General features: G+C 61.8%; 27 protein-coding genes. 21 read left to right on the top strand and 6 right to left on the bottom strand.

The window, feature by feature from the left end; translation table 11 throughout:
• Positions 1-4 precede the first annotated feature (4 nt).
• The 13 genes from napG to I6G90_RS08945 all read left to right on the top strand — a co-directional run bounded on the left by napG (position 5) and on the right by I6G90_RS08945 (position 8,729).
• A complete protein-coding gene (napG, locus tag I6G90_RS09005) occupies positions 5-748 on the top strand; it encodes a ferredoxin-type protein NapG (RefSeq protein ID WP_197930854.1) in 744 nt (247 codons plus the stop codon).
• Entirely contained in the window at positions 745-1,620 is an 876-nt protein-coding gene (gene napH / locus I6G90_RS09000) for a quinol dehydrogenase ferredoxin subunit NapH (protein ID WP_197930843.1), read from the top strand. The genes napG and napH overlap by 4 nt, the downstream gene beginning before the upstream one ends.
• Positions 1,620-2,075: a nitrate reductase cytochrome c-type subunit gene (locus I6G90_RS08995; protein WP_042058072.1), complete on the top strand. Its 456-nt coding sequence runs from the start codon at positions 1,620-1,622 to the stop codon at positions 2,073-2,075. Before napH ends, I6G90_RS08995 begins: the two co-directional genes overlap by 1 nt.
• A gap of 11 nt (positions 2,076-2,086) precedes the next feature.
• Positions 2,087-2,680, top strand: coding sequence for a cytochrome c3 family protein (locus I6G90_RS08990; RefSeq protein ID WP_042058070.1), 594 nt, complete (start codon positions 2,087-2,089; stop codon positions 2,678-2,680).
• A gap of 242 nt (positions 2,681-2,922) precedes the next feature.
• Positions 2,923-3,429 (top strand): molybdenum cofactor biosynthesis protein B, encoded by a 507-nt coding sequence (gene moaB / locus I6G90_RS08985; protein WP_197930841.1) that lies wholly within the window; start codon positions 2,923-2,925, stop codon positions 3,427-3,429.
• A gap of 9 nt (positions 3,430-3,438) precedes the next feature.
• Positions 3,439-3,963, top strand: a complete 525-nt coding sequence (moaC, locus tag I6G90_RS08980; protein ID WP_197930839.1) for a cyclic pyranopterin monophosphate synthase MoaC — start codon at positions 3,439-3,441, stop codon at positions 3,961-3,963.
• Positions 3,960-4,205: a molybdopterin synthase sulfur carrier subunit gene (gene moaD / locus I6G90_RS08975; RefSeq protein WP_197930837.1), complete on the top strand. Its 246-nt coding sequence runs from the start codon at positions 3,960-3,962 to the stop codon at positions 4,203-4,205. Before moaC ends, moaD begins: the two co-directional genes overlap by 4 nt.
• 2 nt (positions 4,206-4,207) lie before the next feature.
• The gene (moaE, locus tag I6G90_RS08970; RefSeq protein ID WP_182969398.1) at positions 4,208-4,681 is read left to right on the top strand and encodes a molybdopterin synthase catalytic subunit MoaE; all 474 of its coding nucleotides are present in this window, start codon (positions 4,208-4,210) and stop codon (positions 4,679-4,681) included.
• A gap of 87 nt (positions 4,682-4,768) precedes the next feature.
• Positions 4,769-5,497 carry a molybdate ABC transporter substrate-binding protein gene (gene modA / locus I6G90_RS08965; RefSeq protein WP_197930835.1) on the top strand — a complete coding sequence of 243 codons (729 nt, stop codon included), beginning with the start codon at positions 4,769-4,771 and terminating at the stop codon, positions 5,495-5,497.
• Between the two features lie 111 nt (positions 5,498-5,608).
• Positions 5,609-6,289 (top strand): molybdate ABC transporter permease subunit, encoded by a 681-nt coding sequence (gene modB / locus I6G90_RS08960; protein ID WP_163129546.1) that lies wholly within the window; start codon positions 5,609-5,611, stop codon positions 6,287-6,289.
• Positions 6,286-7,386, top strand: a complete 1,101-nt coding sequence (gene modC, locus I6G90_RS08955) for a molybdenum ABC transporter ATP-binding protein (protein WP_197930833.1) — start codon at positions 6,286-6,288, stop codon at positions 7,384-7,386. Before modB ends, modC begins: the two co-directional genes overlap by 4 nt.
• Before the next feature lie 91 nt (positions 7,387-7,477).
• Positions 7,478-8,254 (top strand): alpha/beta fold hydrolase, encoded by a 777-nt coding sequence (locus tag I6G90_RS08950; protein ID WP_197930831.1) that lies wholly within the window; start codon positions 7,478-7,480, stop codon positions 8,252-8,254.
• 184 nt (positions 8,255-8,438) lie between these two features.
• Positions 8,439-8,729, top strand: coding sequence for a Bor family protein (locus I6G90_RS08945; RefSeq protein WP_182937873.1), 291 nt, complete (start codon positions 8,439-8,441; stop codon positions 8,727-8,729).
• Positions 8,730-8,795: 66 nt separating this feature from the next.
• Here the strand turns inward: I6G90_RS08945 and moeB are convergent, their stop codons facing one another.
• Together moeB and moeA are read right to left on the bottom strand one after the other, a co-directional pair.
• Positions 8,796-9,551, bottom strand: a complete 756-nt coding sequence (gene moeB / locus I6G90_RS08940; RefSeq protein ID WP_197930829.1) for a molybdopterin-synthase adenylyltransferase MoeB — start codon at positions 9,549-9,551, stop codon at positions 8,796-8,798.
• Entirely contained in the window at positions 9,548-10,774 is a 1,227-nt protein-coding gene (moeA, locus tag I6G90_RS08935; protein WP_197931186.1) for a molybdopterin molybdotransferase MoeA, read from the bottom strand. The genes moeB and moeA overlap by 4 nt, the downstream gene beginning before the upstream one ends.
• Before the next feature lie 308 nt (positions 10,775-11,082).
• Between moeA and folE the strand changes: the two genes are divergently transcribed.
• Both folE and I6G90_RS08925 read left to right on the top strand, forming a co-directional pair.
• On the top strand, positions 11,083-11,739 hold the full coding sequence (folE, locus tag I6G90_RS08930; RefSeq protein WP_139708853.1) for a GTP cyclohydrolase I FolE: 657 nt from the start codon (positions 11,083-11,085) through the stop codon (positions 11,737-11,739).
• Positions 11,740-12,150: 411 nt separating this feature from the next.
• Positions 12,151-13,806 carry a methyl-accepting chemotaxis protein gene (locus I6G90_RS08925; RefSeq protein ID WP_197930827.1) on the top strand — a complete coding sequence of 552 codons (1,656 nt, stop codon included), beginning with the start codon at positions 12,151-12,153 and terminating at the stop codon, positions 13,804-13,806.
• An 81-nt stretch (positions 13,807-13,887) separates the two neighbouring features.
• Here I6G90_RS08925 and I6G90_RS08920 read toward each other — a convergent pair whose 3' ends face one another.
• Complete coding sequence (locus I6G90_RS08920) at positions 13,888-15,618, bottom strand: formate--tetrahydrofolate ligase (RefSeq protein WP_197930825.1); 1,731 nt, start codon at positions 15,616-15,618, stop codon at positions 13,888-13,890.
• A gap of 67 nt (positions 15,619-15,685) precedes the next feature.
• On the opposite strand from I6G90_RS08920, the gene I6G90_RS08915 reads away from it, so the two are divergent.
• Positions 15,686-16,102 carry a hypothetical protein gene (locus I6G90_RS08915; protein WP_197930823.1) on the top strand — a complete coding sequence of 139 codons (417 nt, stop codon included), beginning with the start codon at positions 15,686-15,688 and terminating at the stop codon, positions 16,100-16,102.
• A gap of 55 nt (positions 16,103-16,157) precedes the next feature.
• Here I6G90_RS08915 and I6G90_RS08910 read toward each other — a convergent pair whose 3' ends face one another.
• Entirely contained in the window at positions 16,158-17,060 is a 903-nt protein-coding gene (locus I6G90_RS08910; protein WP_182969386.1) for a LysR family transcriptional regulator, read from the bottom strand.
• Between the two features lie 109 nt (positions 17,061-17,169).
• On the opposite strand from I6G90_RS08910, the gene I6G90_RS08905 reads away from it, so the two are divergent.
• From I6G90_RS08905 to I6G90_RS08890, 4 genes are all read left to right on the top strand, one after another.
• On the top strand, positions 17,170-17,730 hold the full coding sequence (locus I6G90_RS08905) for a YceI family protein (RefSeq protein ID WP_197930821.1): 561 nt from the start codon (positions 17,170-17,172) through the stop codon (positions 17,728-17,730).
• Complete coding sequence (locus tag I6G90_RS08900; RefSeq protein WP_197930819.1) at positions 17,730-18,467, top strand: hypothetical protein; 738 nt, start codon at positions 17,730-17,732, stop codon at positions 18,465-18,467. The genes I6G90_RS08905 and I6G90_RS08900 overlap by 1 nt, the downstream gene beginning before the upstream one ends.
• Before the next feature lie 182 nt (positions 18,468-18,649).
• Positions 18,650-19,774, top strand: coding sequence for an adenosylhomocysteinase (locus I6G90_RS08895; protein ID WP_197930817.1), 1,125 nt, complete (start codon positions 18,650-18,652; stop codon positions 19,772-19,774).
• A gap of 77 nt (positions 19,775-19,851) precedes the next feature.
• Positions 19,852-20,160 carry a SelT/SelW/SelH family protein gene (locus I6G90_RS08890; protein ID WP_197930815.1) on the top strand — a complete coding sequence of 103 codons (309 nt, stop codon included), beginning with the start codon at positions 19,852-19,854 and terminating at the stop codon, positions 20,158-20,160.
• Positions 20,161-20,262: 102 nt separating this feature from the next.
• On the opposite strand, the gene I6G90_RS08885 is transcribed toward I6G90_RS08890, so the two are convergent.
• Both I6G90_RS08885 and pepT read right to left on the bottom strand, forming a co-directional pair.
• Positions 20,263-21,972, bottom strand: coding sequence for a lysophospholipid acyltransferase family protein (locus tag I6G90_RS08885; RefSeq protein ID WP_197930813.1), 1,710 nt, complete (start codon positions 21,970-21,972; stop codon positions 20,263-20,265).
• Between the two features lie 179 nt (positions 21,973-22,151).
• Complete coding sequence (gene pepT, locus I6G90_RS08880; RefSeq protein ID WP_197930811.1) at positions 22,152-23,375, bottom strand: peptidase T; 1,224 nt, start codon at positions 23,373-23,375, stop codon at positions 22,152-22,154.
• A 1,017-nt stretch (positions 23,376-24,392) separates the two neighbouring features.
• On the opposite strand from pepT, the gene speA reads away from it, so the two are divergent.
• Positions 24,393-26,294: a biosynthetic arginine decarboxylase gene (gene speA, locus I6G90_RS08875; RefSeq protein WP_042655958.1), complete on the top strand. Its 1,902-nt coding sequence runs from the start codon at positions 24,393-24,395 to the stop codon at positions 26,292-26,294.
• Positions 26,295-26,376 lie beyond the last annotated feature (82 nt).

The following is a 26,376-nucleotide window of genomic DNA, read 5'->3' as shown; positions in this document are numbered from 1 at the left end:
CGAGATGAGTCGTAGTCGTCGCCAGTTTCTGGCCGACATGGCCTCTCTGGCAAAAGGGGCTTGCGGTGTAGGCCTGCTTGGCTTAGGGCTCGGTGGCGTGGCCCGCCAGCAGGCACACGCGGTGCCTGCCCAGGCGCTGCGTCCGCCCGCCGCTCTCGATGAAGCAGAGTTCCTCCGCGCCTGCGTGCGCTGCGGGCTCTGCGTCGAGGCATGCCCTTACGACACCCTCCAGCTCGCCCGGCTGTTTGACCCTGTGACCACCGGCACCCCTTATTTCAAGGCGCGTGCCGTGCCGTGCGAGATGTGTGATGACATCCCTTGCGTGGTGGCCTGCCCGAGCGGGGCGCTGGATCAGCAGATGACTGACATCGATCAGGCCCGGATGGGAGTGGCAGTGCTCATCGATCACGAGACCTGCCTCAACTATCTGGGTCTGCGCTGCGATGTCTGTTATCGGGTCTGCCCGCTGATTGACAAGGCGATCACCCTGGAGTTGCAGCACAACCAGCGCACCGGCAAGCATGCCATGTTCCTGCCCACGGTACACAGCGATGTCTGTACCGGTTGCGGCAAGTGCGAGCATGCCTGCGTGTTGGAGGAAGCGGCCATCAAGGTGGTGCCACGCCAGCTCGCCAAAGGTGAGCTGGGTCATCACTATCGGCTTGGCTGGGAAGAGAAAGCGAAGGCGGGCAAGTCGCTCATTGGCGATAGGCTCACCCTGCCGACCCGCAAACCGGAGGGGTTATGAGTCGTTATCCGGGAGAGGAGGCTCGTATCAAGCTGGGGTGGTGGCGTTCCCACCGCTTCCTGCTGCTGCGTCGCCTCAGCCAATTCAGCGTACTCGCGCTGTTTCTGCTGGGGCCGCTGGCGGGCATCTGGATCCTCAAGGGCAACCTCTCCAGCTCGCTGTTGCTGGAGACGGTGCCGCTGACCGATCCCCTCACGCTGTTGCAGTCGCTGGCGGCGGGCCACTGGCCCATCACCACCCTCTGGCTGGGGGCGGCAGTGGTGCTGGTCGGTTACTGGCTGGTCGGGGGGCGGGTGTTCTGCTCCTGGGTCTGTCCGGTCAACCTCATCACGGATGCGGCGGCTTGGCTCAGGGGGCGACTTGGCCTCAAGGGCAATGGCCAGTTCAGCCGTGCGACCCGCTACTGGCTGCTGGCCATGGTGCTGGTGGTGCCAGCGGTGGTCGGGGTGATGGCGTGGGAGCTGGTCAATCCGGTGTCGCTCGCCCTGCGCGGTCTGCTGTTTGGCATGGGGGCGGGATGGGCCCTGCTGGTGGCGCTGTTCCTGTTCGATCTCTTCGTGGTTGAGCGGGGCTGGTGCGGTCATCTCTGCCCGTTGGGGGCCTTCTATGCCCTGGTCAACCGGGTCGGGTTTATCAAGATTTCTGCCAAGGGGCGCGAGCGGTGCAACAACTGCATGGATTGTTATGCGGTCTGCCCGGAGCGTCCAATCCTGCGCGGGCCTGTTCACGGTGCCAAGCGCGGTCACGGGCCCTTGATTGCGGCTCAGGAGTGTACCAACTGTGGCCGCTGCATTGATGTCTGCGCGGAACAAGTTTTTGAAATCACTGTAGGTTTTGCCGTAAAGGCAGAAAAAACGTCGGAGAACAAATAATGAAAAAGCTGATTGGAGCAATGCTGGCCTGCCTGATGGCGGGATCCTTGATGGCAGCGGCACCCGAGATCACCAACAGTACCGGTGGCCTCAAGTCCGAGCGTGGTGCCACCGATCTGGTGACCGAAGACACCGCTGCGCCGCTGAAAAATTTCCGCAAGGATGGCGCGCCCTATGATCGTCAGTACATGCATCAGCCGCCGCTGATCCCCCACGACATTCGCAACTACGAGGTGGATACCAAGGTCAACAAGTGCCTGGCCTGCCACAGCTTCAAGAATGCCAGTGCCATGAAGGCCCCCAAGATCAGCCCGACTCACTTCGAGACCCGTGACGGCATGACCCTGGGTGAAGTGTCGCCGCGTCGCTACTTCTGCCTGCAGTGCCATGTGCCGCAAGCGGATGCCAAGCCGCTGGTGGAAAATACCTTTAAACCGGTTGAAGCGCTGAACTGAGGAGCCTATCGATGAAATTACCCGGCTTTATCCAGCGTCTGTGGACCACCTTCAAGTCTCCATCGAAGGCGGCCCTCTGGGTGCTGCTGCTGATGGGCTTCTTCGGCGGCGTGATTTTCTGGGGCGGCTTCAACACCGCCATGGAAGCGTCCAACACCGAAGCCTTCTGCACCAGCTGTCACGAGATGAAGGACAACGTGTTCGAGGAGTACCGCGACACCATCCACTATGCCAACCGCTCCGGCGTGCGGGCCAGCTGCCCGGATTGCCACGTTCCGCACGAGTGGACCTACAAGATCATCCGCAAGGTGCAGGCTTCCAAGGAGCTGTGGGGCATGATCACCGGCAAGGTGGACACCCGCGAGAAGTTCGAGTCGCACCGGCGCGAGATGGCGGAGCGGGAGTGGCAGCGGATGAAAGAGACCGATTCACGCGAGTGCCGTAACTGCCACAACTTCGAGTACATGGACTTCTCCCTGCAGGGGCAGCGTGCAGCCAAGATGCACTCGGCCAACCTCGGCAAGGAGGGGCAGGGCACCTGCATCGACTGTCACAAGGGGATTGCTCACCAGCTGCCCGACATGACCGGGGTGAAAGGGTTCTGATCCTGCAACGACAGGCCGGGTTTCCCCGGCCTGCGTTTTGTTCATATCTGGGACAAGCATCAGATTTGTGTGTCTTTTAAATCCCATATCTCGTGAAACCTTTGATAGAATCAGCCCGCCGTCACACGCTTGAGCAAGTTGGTCACCCCTGTCTGCGTCAGTTTTTGCGCCCTGACAGCTGGCCTCTCATACCCCTTCTCTTCCTGCCTCGTTGACGGCCCATAGCCACAAGGAGCTGCCCGATGGGACAGAAAAACAACGCATTTATTCCCCTCAAGATCGCCGTGCTGACGGTCTCCGACAGCCGCACCGCCGCCGATGACAGCTCGGGTGACTATCTGGTCTCGGCCCTCACCGACGCGGGCCATAATCTGGCCGATCGGGCGCTCTGCCCGGACAACCTGTTTCGTATCCGGGCGCGGGTGAGCGAGTGGATCGCCGATGAAGGGGTGCAGGTGGTGCTGATCAATGGCGGCACCGGCTTCAACGAACAGAACCGGGTACCGGAAGCGGTCGGTGTGCTGTTCGAGCGTACCGTACAGGGCTTTGGCGAGATGTTCCGTCAGCTCTCTTTTGCCGAGATTAAAGGCTCGGCCATGCAGAGCCGTGCGCTGGCGGGACTCGCCAATCGCACCCTGATCTGCTGCCTGCCCGGCTCCACCGGCGCCTGCCAGCTGGGTTGGGAGCAACTGATCCGCGATCAGCTCGATGCCCGCACCAAGCCGTGCAACTTTGTCTCCCACCTCTGAGAGCCAACGATGAACCAGACCGATCCCAAGCAGACCCAGCCCAACCTGACGCATCTGAATCAGAGCGGCGAAGCCCATATGGTGGATGTGACCGACAAGCAGGTGACCGAGCGCGAAGCCCGTGCCGAGGCGTTTGTCACCATGGCCCCCGCGACGCTGGCGCTGATCCTGAGCGGCCAGCACCACAAGGGTGACGTGTTCGCCACCGCCCGCATCGCCGGCATCATGGCGGCCAAGAAGACCTCCGATCTTATCCCCCTCTGCCATCCGCTGGCCTTGACCAAAGTCGAGGTGGAGATAGTGCCGATGGCCGAGCAGTACAAGGTGCATATTCGCACCCTCTGCAAGCTCTCCGGCAAGACCGGGGTGGAGATGGAGGCGCTGACCGCCGCGTCGGTAGCGGCGCTGACCATCTACGACATGTGCAAGGCGGTGCAAAAGGACATGGTGATCGAACAGGTGCGGCTGGTAGAGAAAAAGGGCGGCAAGTCCGGCCATTTTCAGCTGGGGTCAAATAGCGGGGAGCAAGCATGATCAAGGTACTGTTTTTTGCGCAAGTAAGAGAGCTGGTGGCCTGCGATGAGCTGAGCCTGCCATGCGACTACGCTACAGCCGAAGCACTGCGCGCGGCGCTCTGTGAGCGCGGCGACAAGTGGGCGCTGGCGCTTGAGGCGGGCAAATTGCTGGTGGCGATCAATCAGACGCTGGTGCCCCTCGATACCCCCATCCACGATGGCGATGAGGTTGCTTTTTTCCCGCCAGTGACCGGAGGTTAAGGATGAGCGAGGCAACCATGACCGATCACATTGTGGTGCAGCGGGCCGATTTCTCGCTGGCGGACGAATATGCCCGCCTCGCCACCCGCGCTGACAGTGGCGCCATCGTCACTTTCGTTGGCAAGGTGCGCGACTTCAATCAGGGGGAGGAGGTGAAGGGGTTGGCCCTCGAACACTACCCCGGCATGACCGAGAAGGCGCTGGCCGATATCGTGCAGGAGGCCCGTCGTCGCTGGCCGCTGCAGGAGTGCACCCTGATCCACCGCATCGGCGAGCTGTGGCTTGGCGATCAGATCGTGCTGGTGGCGGTGAGCAGCGCCCACCGCGACGCGGCCTTTGATGCCTGTCACTTCATTATGGATTTCTTGAAAACCCGGGCGCCGTTCTGGAAAAAAGAGCTGACCGCCGAGGGTGAGCAACGCTGGGTCGAGGCCAAGGAGAGCGACAACGCCGCCGCCGCCCGCTGGCAAGCCTGATCTGTTCATCACGAGGGGCGCAGGTTCAACGGGAACCACGGCCCCGTTTCGGGGCGCGGATGTGCGGGCCCCATCAGGAGAAAGGGAATGAAACCGCTGTTATCTGTTGTCATCGCCGGCATTTGCGCCGCCACCTTGCATACCGGTGCCGTGCAGGCCGATGAAGTGAAGGTGGCCGTGGCCGCCAACTTCAAGGGCACTATCGAGCGTATCGGCAAGGAGTTCACCGCCAAGACCGGTCATACCCTGGCCATCTCGTCTGCCGCCACCGGAGTGCTCTACACCCAGATCAGTCACGGTGCGCCGTTCGATCTCTTCCTCTCGGCCGATGTGGCGACCCCCGAGAAGCTGGAAAAAGAGGGCAAGGGGAGCGATCGCTTCACCTACGCCATCGGCCAGCTTGGGCTGTGGAAGAAGGGGGGCCCGGCCCCTGACGAGGCGACGCTGCGCAGCTGGAAAGGCAACCTCGCTATTGCCAATGCCCGCACCGCCCCCTACGGCGCCGCTGCCATGGCGACCCTGACGCATCTCAAGATCGATCCCAAGCAGTACCGACTGCTGACCGGTGCCAACATTGGCCAGACCTGGCAATTTGTCGACACCGGTAATGCCGAGCTGGGCTTCGTCGCCTGGGCCAATCTGGTGGAAGCGGGCAAGACCGGCGAAGCCTGGGCGGTGCCAGCGAGCTTCTATCCCCCCATCGAGCAACAGGGGCTGGTATTGAAGAAAGGCGCCGCGGTAGAAGCGCTGGTCGCCTGGCTCAAGGGGCCGGGTCAGGCACAGATCAAGGCTGCGGGCTATGCCTTGCCCCGATAAGGGGATGGGCCAGATGCGATACCATGAGTGGTCGGCCCTCGGGTCGGCCACTCTTTGCAATGAGGATGGATACCATGCCGTTGGGGGCATTTATCAACCGGGAGGTCGGCAATGAGTGAAGGGGATCTGCTAGCGGTCTGGCTCACCCTGAAGCTCGCGGCCTGCACCACTGCGATTTTGCTGTTGCTGGCACCGCCGCTGGCCTGGTGGCTGTCGCGCAGTCAGAACCGGCTGCGGCCGCTGGTGGAGGCGCTGGTGGCGCTGCCGCTGGTACTGCCCCCCACCGTGCTGGGGTTTTATCTGCTGCTCGCCTTCTCCCCCGAATATGGCTTCGGCGCCTGGTGGCGCGACACCTTTGGTGCCCCGCTTGCCTTCAGCTTTCTCGGCCTGCTGTTCGCCTCCATCCTCTATTCGCTGCCGTTCGTGGTGCAGCCGCTCACCTCCGCCTTCGTCAACATGGGCAACAAGGAGCTGGAGGCCGCTGCGACCCTGGGGCTCGGCCCGCTGGAGCGCTTCTTCCAGATCATCTTGCCGATGACCCTGCCCAGCTTCGTGATGGCGGCGGCCCTCGGCTTTGCCCATACCCTGGGAGAGTTCGGCGTGGTGCTGATGATTGGCGGCAATATCCCGGGCGAGACCCAGGTGCTCTCGATTGCCCTGTTTGATCATGTGGAGGCGATGGATTACCAGAACGCCCATATTCTGGCGGGCGGCCTGATGGCCTTCTCGCTGGTGATGCTGGTGCTGGTCTACGGCGTGCTGCAGCGCAGACAGCGGAGAGTGTTTGGATGAACCAGCCTGCTACTATGCCGCCTGTGAACGTGCCGCACCGCCATGCCCTGAACCTCCATGCCCGGCGCGAGTTTGGCCCCTTTACCCTCGATTGCGTACTGACCCTCGAACTGGGTGGGATCCTCGGCCTGTTCGGCCCCTCCGGCTGCGGCAAGAGCACCCTGCTGCGCATCATCGCCGGGCTCGATCGCCAAAACGGGGATCGCTTGCTGTGGCGCGATCGGGAGTGCGCAGCTCTGCTGCCCGAAGCGCGCCGGATCGGACTGGTGTTTCAGGACTCGCGCCTCTTCCCCCATCTGACGGTGCTCGGCAACCTGCAACTGGCGGCCCGCAAGGGGCGAGGGCGCTGGCAGCCCGAAGCGCTGGCGGCGACACTTGGTTTTGCCGATCTGCTGGGTCAGCCTGCTCATGCCCTCTCTGGTGGTCAACGCCAGCGGGTGGCGCTGGGACGGGCGCTGCTGGCCGAGCCCGACCTGCTGCTGCTCGATGAGCCTTTCTCTGCGCTCGATCGGCGCAGCCGCATCCATCAGGCCCATGTGCTCAAGGGATTGCAGCAGGAGAGCGGCATCCCGATGATCTTCGTCAGTCACGCCATGGAGGAGGTGAGCCTGCTCTGCGATCAGCTGGTGCTGCTGGAAAGTGGCAGGGTCGAGGCGCAAGGCAGGCCGAGCGAGATCTTCGCCCGAACCGATCTCTCGCTCGCCAGCCGTGACGATGCCGGGGTGATGCTGGATGCGACCTTGGCCCACTACGATGACGACGAACAGATGGCGACCCTGCAACTCGGCGAGCAGCAGTTGCGGGTCACCATGAACCATGTGCCGGACGAGAGTGGCCCCTTGCAGATCAAGGTGGCCGGGCGCGATGTGGTGATTGCCACCGCCCCCATCGAGCACTCCAGTCTCTCCAACTGTCTCGTCACCCGTCTGCTGGCGGTGCGCGAGGTGCGCCCCGGCCAGACCCTGTTGCAGTTGGCGCTGGGTGAGCAGATACTGCTGGCCCGGATCACCAGCCGCTCCGCCAGGCGGCTGGCGCTGGCGCCGGAGCAGCAGATCTACGCTTATATCAAGGCGGTGAGTCTGGTCAGCGAAGGCTGATTGGGCGCCGTGCTGATAACGTGGCAGGATGGCCACGGGCAACATAACAACAAGAGATGGTTCAGGTGATGAGTCGAGAGGCAATACACTGATGCGCCGCAATCAGGTGATGAAATTCAATGGTCTTGCCCTGCGCAGCGCGGGGGAGGGCCCCTTGCTGTTGCTGCTGCACGGGCTGGGCTCCTCCAGCCTCGACTGGCAGGCGCAGATCGAACGGTTTTCCGAGCACTACCGGGTGGTGGCGCTGGACTTGCGTGGCCACGGCCAGAGCATGCAGGAGGGGCCGTTCGATGTGGCGACCCTGGCAGCCGATGTGGTGAGTTGGCTCGATGCACAGTCAGAGCCCGCCTGGGTCGTAGGGTTGTCGCTGGGGGCCATGGTGGCGCTGGAGCTGGCGCTGCAACTGCCCCATAAGGTACAGGGGCTGGTGCTGGTCAACGGCTTTAGCGAGTTTCTGCTGGAGAGCCCCAAAGAGCAGGAGCGTTATGCCCAGCGCCTCAAGTGGCTGCGCTGGTTTGGCATGCGCCCCCTCGCCTGGTGGTTGGGGCGCGATCTCTTCCCGGGGCCGGATCTGGCACAGGTGCGCCACACCTTCCGGCTGCGTTTCGTGCGCAATAAAAAGAAAACCTACAAGGCGCTGCTGGAGGCGTTGCCCGGCTGGTCGGTACGCGCCCGGCTTGGCTCCATCTGGCAGCCGGTGGCCATCATTTCCACCAGTCATGACTACCTGCCGCTCGCCAAACGGGTAGAGCAGTTTGCCGCCCTGCCCAACGCCACCATCCACACCCCCAACGGTCACCACGCTTGGCCAGCGGAAGATCCTTCCGGATTTAATCATTTGCTTCACCGGATATTGACCACCCATTAAAACTGAGCTTTGCCATGATCTGGACTCGTCGCATTTTGAAACAATTGCCATGTTGCAGTAGCTGATTAATCTCATTAACTTGGGTGGTGTAAGAGGGGGATGTTTACACCGCATTGACTGTAAAAAACTCGCCTCTTTTCATCCGGTTAGAACGGGAAATAATAATGTTGTCAGGGACAGTAAAATGAAAAAAATGATATTGACTGCAGCGGTAGCGCTGATGATGGCTGGTTGTGCCCAGCAAGGTTTCACGGTTCATCCGGGTACTGCGGTTGCACCGACCAAAGAGGTAACTCATCACTTCTTCATCTCTGGTCTGGGTCAGAGCAAAGACATCGATGCTGCTACCGTGTGCAATGGTGCTGACAAAGTTGTACGGGTTGAAGCCCAGCACACCTTCGTCAATGGACTGCTTGGTGCGATTACGTTTGGAATCTACACCCCACGTGAGGCTCGGGTCTACTGCGCCGGTTAATCTACGCAAGCTTGATGCAAAAAGCCGAACCACAGGGTTCGGCTTTTTTGTGGGTATCGCGTGGGTTTAAGGATGGGAGCAGACTGGGCAGTCGGGGCGCTTGGGCAGCTTCATCTCGCGGAAGGTGCCGCTTAGGCCGTCGATCATCAGCAGGCGGCCACTGTAGCTTTTGCCCATGCCTGCCAAGAGCTTGATGGCTTCCAGTGCCTGCAGGCTGCCCACCAGACCCACCACGGGGGCGAGTACCCCCGCCTCGACACAGGTGAGGGCCTGCTCGCCAAACAGGGCGCTAAGGCAGGCGTAGCAGGGCTCATCTTCCTGCCAAGTGAAGCTGCAGAGCTGGCCCTCCAGCCGGATGGCGGCGCCGCTGACCAGCGGTACCCGGTGCTGGCGTGCCTTTTGATTGAGTAGGTTGCGAATGGCCAGATTGTCGGTGCAATCGAGCACCAGCTGATGTTGGGGCAACAGGGCATCGAGCAGCGCCTCATCGGCCATGGCTGCGTGGGTCTCGATGTTGAGCCAGGGATTGAGCGCGCGCAGTGACTGCGCTGCTGAGTCCACCTTGTGGTGGCCAATGCGATCATCGTTGTGCAGTACCTGGCGCTGCAGGTTGGAGAGCTCCACCTTGTCGAAATCGACCAGAGTGAGCTGGCCAACCCCGGCCACCGCCAGATACTGGCTGGCGGCGCAGCCGAGGCCACCGGCGCCGATCACCAGCACTTTGGCCTGCTTGAGCGCCTCCTGCCCCTCGAAGTCGAAGGATTTGAGGATGATCTGGCGGTTGTAGCGCAGCAGTTCGGCGTCGCAGAGGATCTCGCTCACAGCAGCAATCCCCCGAATGGCTCGACGGTCACCGTCTCGCCCGCGGCGACGCGGCCCCGTTCCCGTTCAAGAACGATGTAGCAGTTGGCCCGCGACAGGGAGCTGAACACGGCGGAGTCCTGTGAGCCGGTGCTGCGTACCTCGAGGCCGTTTGGTCCCTGACTCAGGATACCGCGCTGGAAGTCGAGTCGGCCCGGGCTCTTTTTGAGTGGCTCGGCCGCAATGGCTTGCAGCTGGAGTGGGCGTTCGAAGTGTTGACCCGCCAGCTTGGCCAGCGCCGGTTGCACCAGCTGATCGAAGGTAACCATGGCGGAGACCGGGTTGCCCGGCAGGCCGAAGAACCAGGCGCGGGGCAGGCGACCAAAGGCAAACGGCTTGCCCGGCTTGATGGCGAGCTTCCAGAAGCCAATCTCGCCGAGCTCGTCCAGCAGCAGTTTGGTGAAGTCCGCTTCCCCCACCGAGACGCCGCCGGTGGTGATCAGCACGTCGGCTTCTTTATCGGCGCGGATAAAGGCGGCGCGCAGTTGGGCCGGATCGTCGGGAATAATGCCAAGGTCGAGGCAGTCGCAGCCCATGCGTGTCAGCATGGCCCGCACGCCGTAGCGGTTGGAGTCATAGATATCGCCGTGGGCAAGCGGGGTGCCGACCGGTTTGAGCTCGTCACCAGTGCTGAAGATGGCCACCTTCAGTGGGCGGCGCACCGCGACGGTGGCCACACCAAGGGAGGCCAGCAGCGGCATTTCGCGCGGGGTAAGGCGGGTGCCTGCTTGCAGCACGCAGGCGCCATTGCCGATGTCGCTGCCAGCGCGGCGGATATTCTGGCCCGGTTCGGGTTGCGCCAGAAAAGTGATCCGATCGCCATCGGCCTGCGTTTCTTCCTGCATCACCACCGCATCTGTGCCTGCGGGCACTGGGGCGCCGGTCATGATCCGCACGCAGTGACCGGCGGGCCACTCGCCCTGATAGGGCTGACCGGCAAAGGCTTTGCCCGCCATGATGAGCGGGGTGCCGCTGGCGAGATCGGCAAGGCGCACGGCGTAACCGTCCATGGCGGAGTTGTCGAAGGGGGGCACGGCGAGGGGGGAGGCGATATCGCTGGCAAGTACCCGGCCAAGGGCCTCTGGCAGGGGCAGCTGCTCGCAGTCGCAGCAGCAGGCGAGTTGTTCCAGCATCCCTTGCAGGGCATCGCTTAAGGGGAGTAGTCCGCTGGTATCAAATCCCATCGTCATGACCTCTTTCTATGATTGAAGGCGGGATTATCACAAAATTCCCCGGGTATGGGCAGGTTATCTCAAGGATTCTCGGGGTAATCGGCGCTAAAACGGGGGGAGATGGCCATAAAGTATGAGGTGACGCACAAGTTGACTTGAATCTTGGCGGCAATGGCCGTTTACTATGCCGCCATAACAGATGGCCGTTACATCCCGAGTGGCGACCATTACAGCGATACCGTCGGCCCTGTACGCCGCCATAACATAAGGGGTTGCTCCTTGAGCGGCCCTCACAGTCCCTGAGCGTGGGAGAGAAGATAATGACAACCTTAAGTCCGGAAGCCTTGCTGGTCAGGGCTGCCCTCGAAGCCCAGGGACTGGAAACCCCCCTGGTCGCCAACGAGCTGAACAGCCAGCAGAAGCGGGAGAAGATCGAAGGCCATATGCGCTCCATCATGGAGACGCTGGGGCTCGATCTGACCGATGACAGTCTGGCCGAGACGCCGCACCGCATCGCCAAGATGTACGTCAACGAGATCTTCTCCGGCCTCGATTACTCCACCTTCCCCAAGGTGACGGTGATCGAGAACAAGATGCAGGTGGACGAGATGATCATGGTGCGGGACATCAGCCTCACCAGCACCTGTGAACACCACTTCGTCACCATCGACGGGCTGGCCCATGTGGCCTATATCCCTCGTGGCAAGGTGATTGGCCTGTCGAAGATCAACCGCATCGTGCAGTTCTTTGCCCGCCGTCCCCAAGTGCAGGAGCGGCTGACCCAGCAGATCCTGCTGGCGCTGCAGACCCTGCTCGGCACCAAAGACGTGGCCATCAATATCCGGGCGACCCACTACTGCGTCAAGGCGCGCGGGGTGATGGATTCGACTTCTTACACCACCACCACCTCCCTCGGTGGGGTGTTCAAGACCCAACCCGATACCCGCGCCGAGTTTCTCGGTGGCCTGCGCGGATAAAAAGGCGGTTGTTTTGTAACCGCCACGCTGAATAAACGAGACGCCAGCAGCCACTGCTGGCGTTTTTCATTGGCCGTGGATGAGAGCGGCGGCCTGCAACGGCTGGGCCCGCACGGCTTGCACTATGTAAACGTTATGCATTTTTTCGATTTATTCATCTGAACGGTATATTTAATCGGGCACGAAAAATTCCTCGCTTTCACCTTACAAAAAGTAACCAGGCAGACTCTTTCCGAACCGCCACAATCCGGTTACTCTAGCGCCCCCTCACGGCTCTCGCTGCCGCTCATGGAATTCAGAGATATTCATCAAGGTTGGATGGTGCGCCACTGAACAAGTGGCCAGATAGTTCATGCCAGGAGGGCGTGAACCGGACGAGTGCAACGAATTTAACGACCACCAGGATACGCCATGAATACCAGTTCCATGACCATAGGCAAAAAACTCACCGCCGGCTTTGCCGTGCTCGGTTTGATGGTCGCCTTTATCGGCGGCTTCTCGTTGCTGGAGTTCAGCAACATGAACCGGGCGGCTATCGGTTTTACCGACAGCATCCTGCCCGCAGTCAACCGCACCAATGACATCGGTGACAGCATCAGTGAGCTGCGTCGTTATGAGCTGGCCCTGTTCCTGGTGGCCTCTGATCCCCAGAAGCGTGCCGAGTACCGCACCATGGCCGCCCAACTGGTGGAACGCCTCAAACAGCAGATGATTGACCACGACAAGACCATCTGGGCGCAGGACGTGGAAGAGCGTCGCACCTTCGATATCGTCAAGGGTGACTGGGCAAGCTACCTGGCCCTGCACCAGCAGGTTAAGCAGTTGCAAGATAGCGGCCTGATGAGCGAGGCCCAGACCGTCTTCATGGATCAGGGGATCCCCCTCTACAACAATCTGCACAAGTCGGTGGCGGAGCTGATCCGCATCAACCACGGTTATGCGACCGAGTCGCGCAAGGTCGTGGTTGCCTCCTATGATTCCGCCAAGCTGAGCGTCACCATCGCGCTGGTGCTCGGTCTGGTACTGGTGGTGGTGCTCTCCATGGTACTGACCCGCCAGATCCGCGATCCGCTGATCATGCTGGCCCGTCAGGCCCAGCGTATTGCCAATGGCGAGCTGGGTCAGGGCGAACTGCAGCAGTGGATCCGCGACAGCCGCTTCAACCGCGACGAACTGGGTCAGCTGGGTTCCGCCATCAACCGGATGCAGGGCTCCCTCTCCGATCTGGTGAGCGAGATCGCCGGTTCCGTGAGCCAGCTCAGCAGCGCAGTGGAGGAGGTGAGCGCCATCTCCAGCCAGTCTGCCAGCGGCATGGCCATCCAGCAGAACGAAGTCTCCCAGGTGGCGACCGCCATGAACGAGATGCAGTCCACCGTTAACGAAGTGGCCCGTAACACCACGGATGCCATGAGCGCCGCCAAGGATGCCTCCCGCACCTCCGCTGCCGGCAGCGAAGTGGTACGCAGCTCCATCGCCAGCATCGAAGAGGTGTCGGTCAAGATTGAACAGGCGGGCACCGTGGTGCAGCAGCTGGAGGCCGACAGCGCCAACATCAGCGTGGTGCTGGATGTGATCCGCGATATCGCCGGTCAGACCAACCTGCTGGCCCTTAACGCCGCCATCGAAGCAGCCCGTGCCGGTGAGCAGGGCCGTGGCTTTGCAGTCGTTGCCGATGAAGTGCGATCCCTGGCCCAGCGTACCCAGGACTCCACTGCCGAGATCAGCAAGATGATCGAGCTGCTGCAGAGCCGCGCCGCCGAGGCGGGCAATGCCATGCAGCTGAGCCGTCATCAGATGCAGGAGAGCGTCGGTCTGGCACGGGATGCCGGTACCAGTATCGACACCATCAACGGTGCCGTGGTGCGCATCACCGACATGAACACCCTGATCGCCACCGCCACCGAAGAGCAGAACGCGGTGACCGAAGAGCTCAACCGCAGCATCGTCAACATTCACAATGCCGCTGACGAGAATGCCCAGGGCGCTCATCAGATCGCCCAGGCTTGCGTCGAGCTGAGCAAGCTGGCCAACACCTTGCACCATATGACCCAGCGCTTCACCCTCTAAGGGTTGATGCCCGGATAACAGAAGGCCCCGCCAATTGGCGGGGCCTTGTTGTTTCTGGCGTAGTGAAGTGAGCTGAAGGGCTCAGCTCAGGCCGACTATCTCGCCGTTCTCATCGATATCGATATGGCGATAGGCTGGCAGACTGCCCAGCCCCGGCATGGTCATGATGGGGCCCGCCAGCGCATAGACGAAGCCGGCACCGGCGCAGAGTTTCACCTCGTCGATGGGCACCTCGAAATCGGTCGGCACCCCCTTGAGGGCGGGGTCATGGCTGATGGAGAGCGGCGTCTTGGCCACGCAGATGGGCAAGTGATCCCACCCTTCGGCGGAGAGTTGTGCCAGCTGCTGGCGCGCTTTGTCGGAGAGCTGCACCCCGCGGCCACCGTAGCCGCACTCCACCAGGGTCGCCAGCTTGGCGTCGAGGCTCATCTCGTCGGGGTAGAGCAGTTTCACCTTGCCGGGTTGTTCGCAAGCGGCGACCACGGCGCGGGCCAGCTCGCTGGCTCCAGCGCCACCTTGGGTGAAGGCGTTGGAGATGGCCGCACCACTGGCACCGGCTTGCTGCGCTTCATGGGCCAGCAGCGCCAGTTCGGCCTCGCTGTCGGTGGGGAAGCGGTTGATGGCGACCACCACCGGCACCCCGTAGCGGCGGGCGTTCCGGATATGCCAGGCGAGGTTGGCGCAGCCCTGCTTGAGGGTCGGCAGATCTTCCCCCTGCAGGCTCGCCGGCAGCGGTTGGCCTGGGCGGATATCCAGCAGGCCGCTGTTGGCCTTAAGGCCGCGCACCGTGGCCACCAGTACCACGCAGGCGGGGGTAATGCCGGATTGGCGACTCTTGATGTTGAAGAACTTCTCCAGCCCCATGTCGGAGCCAAAACCCGCTTCGGTCACCACATAGTCGGTCAGGCCAAGGGCGATGCGATCGGCGATCACCGAGGAGTTACCGTGGGCGATATTGGCAAAGGGGCCCGCGTGTACCAGCACCGGCGTCTGCTCGGTGGTCTGCATCAGGGTCGGTTGCAGCGCGTCTTTCAGCAGCACCGTCATGGCGCCAGCCACTTCCAGTTGTTCGGCAGTGACGGGTTTGCCGTGGATATCGCGGGCCAGCTGGATGCGGCCGATGCGCTGGCGCAGGTCTTTCAGATCGCTTGCCAGCGCCAGAATGGCCATCAGCTCGGAGGCGGCAGTGATGACGAAGCGATCGCTGCGTTCCACACCATCGGCAGCGCCCCCCTGACCTATGGTGAGGTGGCGCAGGGCGCGGTCATTCATGTCGAGGGTTCGTGGCCAGAGAATGTTGTCTGCATCGATATCGAGTCGCGGCAGGCCGGTTTTGGCGCTGAACTGGTCGCCGAGTTTGCGCTCATGGAACAGGCGGGCATCGAGGGCCGCCGCCGCCAGATTGTGGGCCGCCGTCAGGGCGTGAAAATCGCCGGTGAGGTGGAGGTTCATCTCCTCCATCGGCACCACCTGGGCGTGGCCGCCACCGGCTGCCCCCCCCTTGACACCGAATACCGGCCCGAGGCTCGGCTGGCGGATGGTGGCGATGCTGGGCTTGCCGATATGGTTGAGCCCCATGGAGAGGCCAAGGGTGGTCACCGTCTTCCCTTCACCGAGCGGGGTGGGGGTGATGGCGCTCACCAGTACCAGCTTGCCGCGCTGTTTGGGCTGAGACTTGAGCAGGTCGAGGCTGAGCTTGCCTTTGTAGTGGCCATGGGGGCTGAGCAGGTGCTGGGGGATAGCGAGGCGTTCGGCCAGCGCGTGAATGGAGAGACGGGGGGACTGGCGGGAGATCTCGATATCGCTTAGCATCAGCACCTCGTTGGCATATCGGGGTAAAATATGCGGCGCAGTCTAGTGGAATATAACGGGTAATCCAATGACGAAAACGATTTTATTTGGTGATGGTGAGGTTCGTCAGAATCCTGTTCTGCTGGATCTCAACGAACTCTATCATCCCCCCAAGCAGCCGATGACGGCGCTGGGGATTGTCAGTGCGCTGGTGCCGCTGTTCGGTTTCGGCTGGCAGGCGATGACTCAGGACCCGGAAACCCAGCTGCGCCACGAGATCCGCAAACGGGTCAACAAGCACAAGACCGACGAGGCAAACCTCATTCTGATCCTGCAGCTGGCCGCCATGTTTGATTGCACCGAGCTGGAGGTGGCGCTCCCCTATGCCCTCAGTGAGCCGCAGTTGTCGGTGATCCGCACCCGGCTGCCGCGCTGGCAGTTAAGCCTCGAGCAGGAGCTTCTGCTGGCAAGGCTCGCCCCTGCCGCCACCCCCGGCCAGCCCTAGGGTTCAAGCCGGGCCAGCAGGCCGGACATTCAGGCCGTACTCTCTGCTCTGGTAATCAGGTCGGCGTATCCCACTGTTGCGGGGCGAGATAGCGCTCCTGCACGAACTCGATAAAGCAGCGCACCTTGGCCGAAACGAAGCGGCGGTGCGGATAGACAGCATAGAGTCCTACCTCACCTTTCTCCCACTCCGGCAGCAGGCTCACCAGCTGCCCTGCCCGCAGCGCTTCCCCCACGATAAAGGTGGGCTGCAATATGATGCCCTGATCATCACAAGCGGCGCGGGTCAGCGCCACCCCGTTGTTGGCCCGCAGCGGCCCCTGTGGTCGGATGCTCTGCGCCTCGCCCCTCTGTTTGAAGTGCCACTCCGGCTGGGTCAGGGTATAGATCAGACAGTCGTGCTGCTTGAGATCCTCCGGGCTCTGTGGCGCCCCCTTGCGAGCCAGATAGGCGGGGCTGGCGCAGAGCTCCAGCTTGATGGTGGCCAGCTGGCGTGCCACCAGCGAGGAGTCGCTGAGGTGGCCGATGCGCAGCGCCAGATCGAATCCCTCTTCCACCAGTGCCACCCGCCGGTCGCTGTACTCGATATCGAGCTTGAGATCGGGAAAGCGCTGGCGAAACAGCGGCAGGGCGGGGGAGAGGTGCAGATAGCCAAAATCCATCGGCACCGAGAGCTTGAGGGTGCCGTTGGGCTGCTGGTTGTGGTGGGTCAGCTGGCTGTGAGTCTCTTCCAGCTCCGCCAGCAGGGCGAGGGAGCGCTGGTAGTAAAACTGGCCCGCCTCGGTGGGATTGACCTGACGGGTGGTGCGCGACAGCAGCCGGGTGGCGAGGGACTCTTCCAGTTGCTGCATCAGTTTGGAGGCCATGGCGACCGAGATGCCGAGCTGGTTGGCGGCCTTGGTAAAGCTCTGGCACTCCACCACCTTGATAAAGGTGCGCATGGCGGCGATCTGGTCCATTTTCCATCCTCAGTAAATAATGAATTTAATAAATCACTGATTATTCATCTTCAGAACGAGGTTAGCATTTTAGCCACTGATGTGAACCCCAAGATGAAGGAACGAACGGATGAAAATGACCAAGGCTCTGCTGGCCTCCTGCCTGTTTATGGCTACCCCTCTGATGGCGGCGGATTACGATGTGGATGCGGCGCACACCACGGTGCAGTTCAAGGTGGGTCACCTGGGCTTCTCCGAGCTGGTGGGTCGCTTCAACACCTTCAGCGGTACCTTCAGCATGGATGACGCCAACCCGACGGCGGCCAAGGCGAGCTTTGAAGTGGATGCCGCCAGCGTCGATTCCAACCACGAGGCCCGCGACAAGCACCTGCGCAGCCCTGACTTCCTCGACGTGAAGCAGTATCCCAAGATGACCTTCGTCAGCTCCGCTTACGAGGGCACCAAGGATAAGGGCGTGCTGAAAGGGACCCTGACCCTGCACGGCGTTTCCAAAGAAGTGGCCTTCGATCTGGTCAAGATTGGTGAAGGCAAGGATCCCTGGGGCGGCTACCGCAGTGGCTTCAACGCCTCCACCACCATCAAGCGCAGTGACTTTGGCGTGAGCTACATGCTGCCCGGCATTCCGGACGAGATGAACATCAACCTGTTTGTCGAAGGCGTGCGCAAGTAATGGGCGCGGAACTTCTGCTGCAAACCCTGGCGGCTCCTCTGGGAGCCGCTTTGCTATCGTGGCGCTGGCCGCGACTGGGTTATCTGTGGGGCGCGCTGGCGCTCTGGCTGGTGGGATCCTTGCTTGGCGGTCTCTATGGCATCCCGACCAAGGCGTGGCAGTGGCTGCCGCTGACCTTGCTGGTGCCCGCCATCGCGGCTCAGGTGAGCGATCTGCGCGGTTCGTTGCTGCTCTTTGCGGTGTTCAGTGCGCTGGTGTGGTGGCAGGGATTGGCCTCGGTACTGGCGAGCGAACCCGGGATCTGGCTGGCGCTGCTGCCCGCCATCCTCTGGTTTGGCTGGAGCACCTTGCGCTCTGACAGCCGCGAGGGGCTGGGGTTTGCCCTCGGCTTTATCTGGCTGGCGCTGGTGATCGGCATCGATGGCAGCCTGCTGATTGCCCAGTTGGCCGGTGCGCTGGCCGCTTTCGCCGGTTTTCGCGCCCTGCTCGCCACCTTTGTTGGCATCAAGGTGGCACCCGCCGGTCTGGCGCTGGCCCTCGCTTTTGTCCAGATGCTCGCCTGGCAGTATGTGGAGGTGCCGCTGGTGGTGTTGCTGCCGGTCTGGCTGCTGCCGCTGCTGGAGTGGGCGCTGCGTGACAAGCCGTGGCCGCTGCGCTGGGGGGCACTGATCCTGCTCGCCGCGGCAGGAACCGGACTCAGCCTGTGGTGGGTGTGGCCCGCTGCTTCTTTGTACTGATTTTTGCATGAAAAACAGGCAATTACAGTCATTTTTGCATACCCGCTCATACTCTTGGCAGATAATGATTGAGCCCCCTATGTGTTTCAGATAAAAAGGATTTTCATTTTATTTGGACACACACAGAACCCGGCCGCGCCGGGTTCTGTTTGCCTGCTTTGCGGCACATAAGGAGGCCACAGTTGCGCAGTCAAGGATCTGAGCATCTGTTTTTTCGCCATTTCACCGGACAGGGACGTATCGACGGTCTCTGCATTCTGCTGGTCACTCACCTGCTTCCCGATCGCCCCCGTTTTATCGAAGCGCTTTCCCGGATTGGGCGAATCGGCGCCATTTTGCCCAAACCGAAATCGGTACACGGCCCGACCCTGGATTGGGTATCCCAACACTATCCGGTGTTGCCCCTCAACCGGCACTGGACCAATGATCCCGACAGCCTTATCCAGCAGATTGCACCGCTGGTGGCCCCCCACGAGCGGCTGCTGATCCTCGATATCGGCGGTTACTTCGCCAGAACCCAGGCGATCTTGAGCGAGTACTTCGGCCCCCGTTTCCTCGGGGTGGTGGAGATGACCGAAAACGGCCATCAGCGCTATGAGCAGGAGGTGCTGGCGACCCCGGTAGTGTCGGTGGCGCGCAGCCCCCTCAAGCAGGCCGAGGATATCCAGATTGGTCTGAGCGTGGTCTACTCCGCCGAGTCGCTGGCGCGCACCCTCAACCGCACCTTCAACGTCTGCGAAGCCGTGCTGTTTGGTTATGGCAAGGTGGGGCGCAGCATCGCCCGCGACCTGCGCTGTCGCAACCTCCATCTCGGGCTGGTCGAAACCGATGTGCTGCGACAGGTCGAAGCGCTCTCCCACGGTTTTCGCTTGATCACCAAGGCCGAGGCGTTGAGCCGTGCAGAGCTGGTGATCTGCTCCACCGGCAACGGTTCGCTGGACTTGGCGGATCTGCAGGCGCTGCGCCCCGGCACCATGGTGGCCTCGGTCACCTCGGCCGACGACGAGTTCGCCTTCTCGCTGGCCCAGCTGCCGTGGCCGAGCGAAGAGGTGTGCCCCCATGTACTGGCCCTTAACCGGCCGGATGGCAGCCAGATCTACCTGCTCAATCGGGGCGAGGCGGTCAACTTCGTCCATGGCGCCGTAATTGGCGAATACGTCTATCTGGTGCTGGCGGAGATCATGGAAGGGATCCGGATGCTGGCGGCAGGCCCCCTTGCTCCCGGCCTGTTCGAGCTGCCAGAATCGGCGATGCGTACCATTGCCCGCCATTGGCTGGCCGATTTTCATGGGGTTGATCAGCACTGATTTGACCAAACCGGGAGCGGCCATTGGGCGGCAGTACGCCACTTCCCGCTATTGGTCACTTTTTTATGGAGTCATTCATGACCGAATCCGAAACCCTGCTCAGCAAACCTCGCATCGAAATCCGCTACTGCACCCTCTGTCGCTGGATGCTGCGCGCCGCCTGGCTGGCACAGGAGCTGCTCTCCACCTTCGACAGTGATCTGGGAGAGGTGGCGCTGGTGCCGGCCAGCAAGGGGGAGTTCCGCATTCTGGTGAACGGGGTGCAGGTGTGGGATCGGGTGGTCGATGACGGCTTCCCCGAGGCCAAGGAGATCAAGCAGCGGGTGCGCGATGTCATCGCCCCGGAGCGGGATCTCGGCCACTCGGATCGCAAGGCGGCCGAGTAACGTCCAACCCGTTGTCTGTAAAACACAAAATAGAACAAGGAGAGGGAGGCCATGGCCTCTCTCTCCTTTTTTGCATTTGGCTTTTGCTTGGTATCTGCGGGGCTATGGGCGCGGCGCGGCCAGATGGCTACCGATATAGCGGGCCCGTTTGTGGGGCTTGATGCGGCTCACATCGACCCACACCAGGCCATCGATGCAGTGGTTGAAGTCGGGGTCGATGCCAAAATCCATAAACTGGACGCCGCCCGGCTCGCACAGCTCGGAATACTGCTTGTAGAGAGTGGGGATGGCGCAGCCCAGATTGTCGAGGCGGGCCTTGAGTGCTTTGAGGTCGGCGCCGTAATCCACCCCCTCGAACAGGGGCCGCGTCTCAGGGTAGGGACGGCGGGAGGGGGCCAGCGCCAGCTCGGGGGCAAAGTGCTGTCGGTAGAAGCTCACCAGCAGATCCTTGGCCGCCGGTGGCAGGCTGCCGGAGAGCGACACCGGGCCAAACAGGTAGCGGTAGCGGGGATAGCGGGCCAGATAGGCACCGATACCGAACCAGAGATAATCGAGCCCCCGCTTGCCCCAGTAGGCGGGCTGGATAAAGCTGCGACCCAGCTCGATGGCCTGTTCCAGCCGGGGCAGCAGCTTCTCCTCAAAGCCGAACAGGGTGTGGCTGTAGAGGCCATCCTTCCCCTTGCTGGCCAGCAGCTCCGCCACCGGGGCGAACCGATAGGCGCCGATGATGTCGAGCCGGGCCGGATCCCAGAGGATCAGGTGGTGATAGTCGTTGTCAAAACCATCGAGATCCCGCCGCTTGCCGGACCCTTCCCCCACCGCGCGAAAGGCGATCTCCCGCAGCCGCCCCAGCTCGCGCAGGATCACCGAGTGGCTCAGTTCGTGGCGGCGGTAGAGGTAGATCCCCTGACCATCCGGGGTGGTGCCGAGCTGCTCGCAGCTTTCGATGGACTGTTTGAGTTGGCGGCGATCCTCCGGCAGGGCGATGGGGGCCTCGGTCTGCAGGCGCCCCGCCTTGCCACGGCCAATCCGGTAGAGATGGTTGCGCACCAGCCGCGCTGCCGTCTTGGCGGGCAGATCCTGAAAACTGCCGAGCGGAATGCGTGCCCCTATGGTCACCGGCAGGGTCTGCCCCTGCTGGCGAAACAGCTGGCGTACCAGCAGCAGGGCGGAAGCGGGCTTGTTGAGCCAGGAGGCGAAATAGAACCAGAGGCTGTTGCTCCCCCCCAGATGGATGGGCACCAGCGGGGTGCGGGTGCGCTGGGCCAGCTTGATAAAGCCAGCCTGCCAGGGGCCATCTTTCACCCCCTTGAGGCCGAGCCGGGAGACTTCGCCAGCGGGGAAGATCACCAGCGCCCCTTCATGGGCGAGGTGTTCGTTCATGGCGAGGATGGCCTGCCGATCGGTCTTGCCCGCCATGTTGTCCACCGGCAGTAGCAGGGGGCGCAGCGGCGCGAGCTGGGCCAGCAGCTGGTTGGTGACGATCTTCACATCGGGGCGGATGCGGCCGAGCAGCTGCAGCAGCACCAGTCCGTCCAGCGAGCCGATGGGGTGGTTGGCGACAAGCATGACCCGGCCGCTGGCGGGAATGTGCTCCAGCTGCGCCTCGCTGACCCGATAGTCGAAGTCGAGCCGGGTCAGCGCCTGCTCGACAAAGTCGAGGCCGCGCAGGTGCGGGTAGCGGGCGGCAAAGTCGGCAAAGGCCCGTTCGTTGAGCAGCCAGCCCAGCAGCCGCTTGCACAGCGGGGTGAGCAGGGGAGAGCCAAGCAGGCGAGGGAAGTGCTGGGTCAGCAGGGTATCGATAGTGAACATCTGGAGGGCTCCGGCGATCCGTTGCTCCCAGCATGATGTGACACTGTTCCCGCGACATGTCAGCGGGATGACAGTTTGATGGCAGTAGCGGCCAGTTGCTCGCGGCTGGTGGCCAGATAGCAAAGGGGGGAGCCGGTTAACCGGCTCCCCCCTTTGTCGTGTTAATGATAGCGACCCGATTAACCGCGCCAGGCCGCGGTGAGGCGCACCAGCTCCACCAGGGTGGCGACCGATTTTTCCATGGATTGCAGCGGGATTAACTCGTGCTTGCCGTGGAAGTTGTGGCCACCGGTGAAGAGGTTGGGGCAGGGCAGGCCCATAAAGGAGAGGCGGGCGCCATCGGTACCGCCGCGAATGGGCTTGATCTTCGGCACCACGTCGGCGGCCTCCATGGCGGCCTTGGCCAGCTCGACGATGTGCATGTGCGGCTCGATCTGGCTGCGCATGTTGCGATAGCTGTCGGTCAGGGTTAGCTCGATGCGCGCCTTGGGATACTTGGCTTGCAGGGCGGCGACCCGGCTTTGCATCTCGGCCTTGCGCGCGGCGAAACGCTCGTCGTCGAAGTCGCGGATGATGTAGTGCAGGGTGCTCTCTTCCACCGTGCCGCTCATCTGGGCCAGATGGAAGAAGCCCTCATACCCGTCGGTGCACTCCGGGGTCTGCTCGGCAGGCATGGCGGCGTGGAAGCGGGCGGCCAGGGTCTGGCTGTTGATCATGCTGCCCTTGGCGGTGCCGGGGTGGACGTTGTTGCCGACAAAGCGCAGGTTGGCGCTGGCGGCGTTGAAGTTTTCATACTCCAGCTCGCCCAGTTCACCTCCATCCACGGTATAGGCCCACTTGGCCGGGAATCTGTCCAGCGGGAACAGGTTGGCGCCGCGGCCGATCTCCTCGTCCGGGGTGAAGCCGACCCAGATATCGCCGCGCGGGATCTCGGGGTGGGCCTGCAGGTGAGCGATGGCGGTGAGGATCTCGGCGATGCCGGCCTTGTCGTCAGCGCCGAGCAGGGTGGTGCCGTCGGTAGTGATGAGATCCTGACCCAGATAGTTTTTCAGGAAACGGTAGTCACGGATGGCGAGCACTTCGTCACCCTTGCCAAGGCAGATGTCGCCACCCTGATAGTTCTCGATGATCTGGGGTTTGACCTGCTCCGCCTCGTAGTCGGCGGTGTCCATGTGGGCAATCAGGCCGATGGCGGGGGCGTCCGGCTGGTTGCCCGGCAGGCAGCCGGTGAGGTAGCCGTGCTCATCCAGGGTGACCTGGGTCAGCCCCAGCGCCTTCATCTCTTCTTGCAGGGCACGGGCGAAGATCAGCTGGCCTTCGCTGCTGGGGCAGGCAGGATTGGTCTCATCGGAGCGGGTATGAAAAGTCACGTAACGCAGAAAACGCTCAAGCAGGGTATCCATTAGTCAGCCTCTAACCGGTTGTGAGCGGTCATTGTGGCCAATCAGTGCAGGCGACTCATTGCGTCAGCGCAGGTTTTTCCCATTTTTTGACGCAAGGGAAGAGCGGCGAATGTGCGGCGCGCGGGGCAACTTCGGCGAGGGGGGGCGCATAAATTTGGCATTTATTACGATATTTAGGCACTGGCGGTCACGGCTAAATTCCCCTTGGCCACCGCACAGCAAGGCATCAGCCCCGTCATGGCGTTTTCACACACTTTTCAAGGGGAAAGCGGGCTGTCGCATAACCTGCGCCATCCCAGAGCCCGCCTGCCCGCCAGCAAGATTTGATCGACTTATTAAAAGGGGATTTTGAACACTATTTTTTATTGTCACCGCCTGCGGTAAGTGTGTACACTCCGCGCCGATCCAAGGGCAACCCTGAAGCAGGCAGAGCCGCCAGAAACCCGACCGATCATACGCCTATAGGGCGAGGCACGCAGAAACGACAGACACTGCTGGGGAATGGTTTCTTTAATACCGGTTAGGCTCCGGTATCAGGGAGAACAACAGACTCTCATCCTTCATTTGACCGAGTGGGCCACCGGCTCATCATCTTCCCTTGTCATGGGCGGTCACTGACGGTGAGGTGGGCTGTGGTTGTTGTCGTCTATCAACACGCATGCGTGCTGGCGCCTTCGCTTCTCTTCCTTGGAACCCTCTCCTTCTGTCGGGATCGCTGCCGAATGATGAACTGACGGCGTGGCTGATGTCGTCTGTCATCAAAGTACCGCGGCGCCCCGTTTAAGGTGGCACCGCATACCGTTGAGCTTGATGTAAAGCCACCAGCCCCACATCAAGACTCGTTACTTCCCCAAGATCCACCAGGCAGCCTCTGGCTTGCCGCGATGTGCAAAGCGTTGGTCCGGTTGTGGCTGCGTCTCGTGATGGCAGCACCCGCCGCACTTTGCACTAGATGGTCTGGATGTGATTGAGGGTAACGAAGGCGACTTTGGGTCGCTCATTTGCGAGGCATAGCCCATGACTAACTGGTCCAGCAAGGACTCCTTGAAGGTCTACAACGTTCCCTACTGGGGTGCGGGTTTTTTCAATATCAATGACGCCGGTCATGTGACCGTCGCCCCCGATAAATCACGCCCTGACGCGCATATCGTCATCTCTGATGCCATCGAACAGCTGCGTCAGTCTGGGCTGACCACCCCCGTGTTGCTGCGCTTCCCCGACATTCTCAAGAGTCGGGTCGATGCGCTGTTCAACGCCTTTGGTCAGGCCATCGAGAAGTCAGGCTATGAAGGGGACTACCTCTGCGTTTACCCGATCAAGGTAAACCAGCAGCGTCGTGTCATCGAGACCATCAGCCAGTCCTACAGCGACAAGCCCCGGCTTGGCCTGGAAGCTGGTTCCAAACCGGAACTGCTGGCCGTGCTGTCCCATCACCATGAGCAAGGCTCGGTGATCGTCTGCAACGGTTACAAAGACCGCGAATATATCCGCCACGCCCTCTTGGGTAACCTGATGGGCCACAAGGTCTACATCGTGGTGGAGAAGCCCTCCGAGCTGGAAATGGTGCTGGACGAGTCAGCTCGTCTCAACATCAAGCCCAACATCGGGGTGCGTGCCAAGCTCGCTTCCACCGGCTCCGGCATGTGGGAATCGAGCGGCGGCTCCATGTCCAAATTCGGTCTATCCGCCTCCCAGATCCTGGCGCTGATCGAGCGTCTGCGCGGGCTGGGCAAGCTGGATTGTCTGCAACTGCTGCACTTCCATCTGGGTTCCCAGATCGCCAATATCCGCGACATTCAGGGCGGCATCCGCGAGTGCGGCCGTTTCTACGCTGAATTGCGTCGCCTCGGTGCCAACATCGAGGTAGTGGATGTGGGCGGCGGCCTGGGCGTGGACTACGAGGGAACCCGTTCCCAGAGCCACTGCTCCGCCAACTACAGCCTCTCCGAGTACGCCAACAACGTAGTGTGGGGCATCGGCGATGTCTGCCGCGAGTTCGACCTGCCGCACCCGACCATCATCAGCGAGTCTGGCCGTGCCCTGACCGCTCACCATGCCGTGCTGGTTACCAACATCATTGGTGCCGAAGGGGTGGAGATGAACGACATCAGCGCACCGGGCGAAGATGCACCGACCATTCTGCAGAACATGTGGCAAGGCTGGCTGGATCTGCGCAGCGAAGATCCCTCCCTGCTGGAGATCTTCCACGACTCGGTGGCAGACCTCGGTGATGTGAATACCCAGTACACCATGGGTCTCTTGAACCTTGAACAGCGTGCCTGGGCCGAGATGCTGCACCAGAACACCTGTCTGGCGCTCAAAGAGCTGCTCAATCCGGTCAACCGCAACCACCGCGCACTGGCTGACGAACTGAGTGAAAAGCTGGCGGACAAGTGCTTTGCCAACTTCTCCCTGTTCCAGTCCCTGCCGGATGCCTGGGGTATCGGTCAGGTGTTCCCGGTAATGCCGCTGGCTGGCCTCGAGCGTCCGCTCACCCGTCGCGGCATCCTGATGGATATCACCTGCGACTCCGACGGTCAGGTCGAGCACTACGTCGACGGTTTGGGGGTCGAGAGCACCCTGCCGATGCCGGTCTATGGCGAGAACGAAGAGTGCCATGTCGGCTTCTTCCTGGTCGGTGCCTATCAGGAGATCCTCGGTGACCTGCACAACCTGTTCGGTGACACCCACTGCGCGGAAGTGTGGCTGGACGAGGAAGGCAAGATGGACATTCGCAACGTGGTGCGCGGTGATACCGTCGACCAGCTGCTGCGTTACGTCAACATTGACCCGTCTGTCATTCGCGAGAACTACCAGCGGATCGCCTCCCACCCGGCGCTGGACGACGCAACCCGCAAAGCTCTGCTCGACGAGCTGGAGCTGGGTCTGCAAGGCTACGCCTATCTGGAAGACGAATAAGCGCTCGCGCTTGACGTTCGCCGTGAAGACATAAAAAGGGAGGCATTTGCCTCCCTTTGTTCTATCTGTTCCTCCTGTGGCG

The sequence above is a fragment of the Aeromonas allosaccharophila genome (genome assembly GCF_016026615.1).
In the GTDB taxonomy this organism is placed as follows: domain Bacteria; phylum Pseudomonadota; class Gammaproteobacteria; order Enterobacterales; family Aeromonadaceae; genus Aeromonas; species Aeromonas allosaccharophila.
The sequence above is the reverse complement of the archived record's forward strand: the minus strand, read 5'-3'. Positions and strand labels throughout refer to the sequence as shown.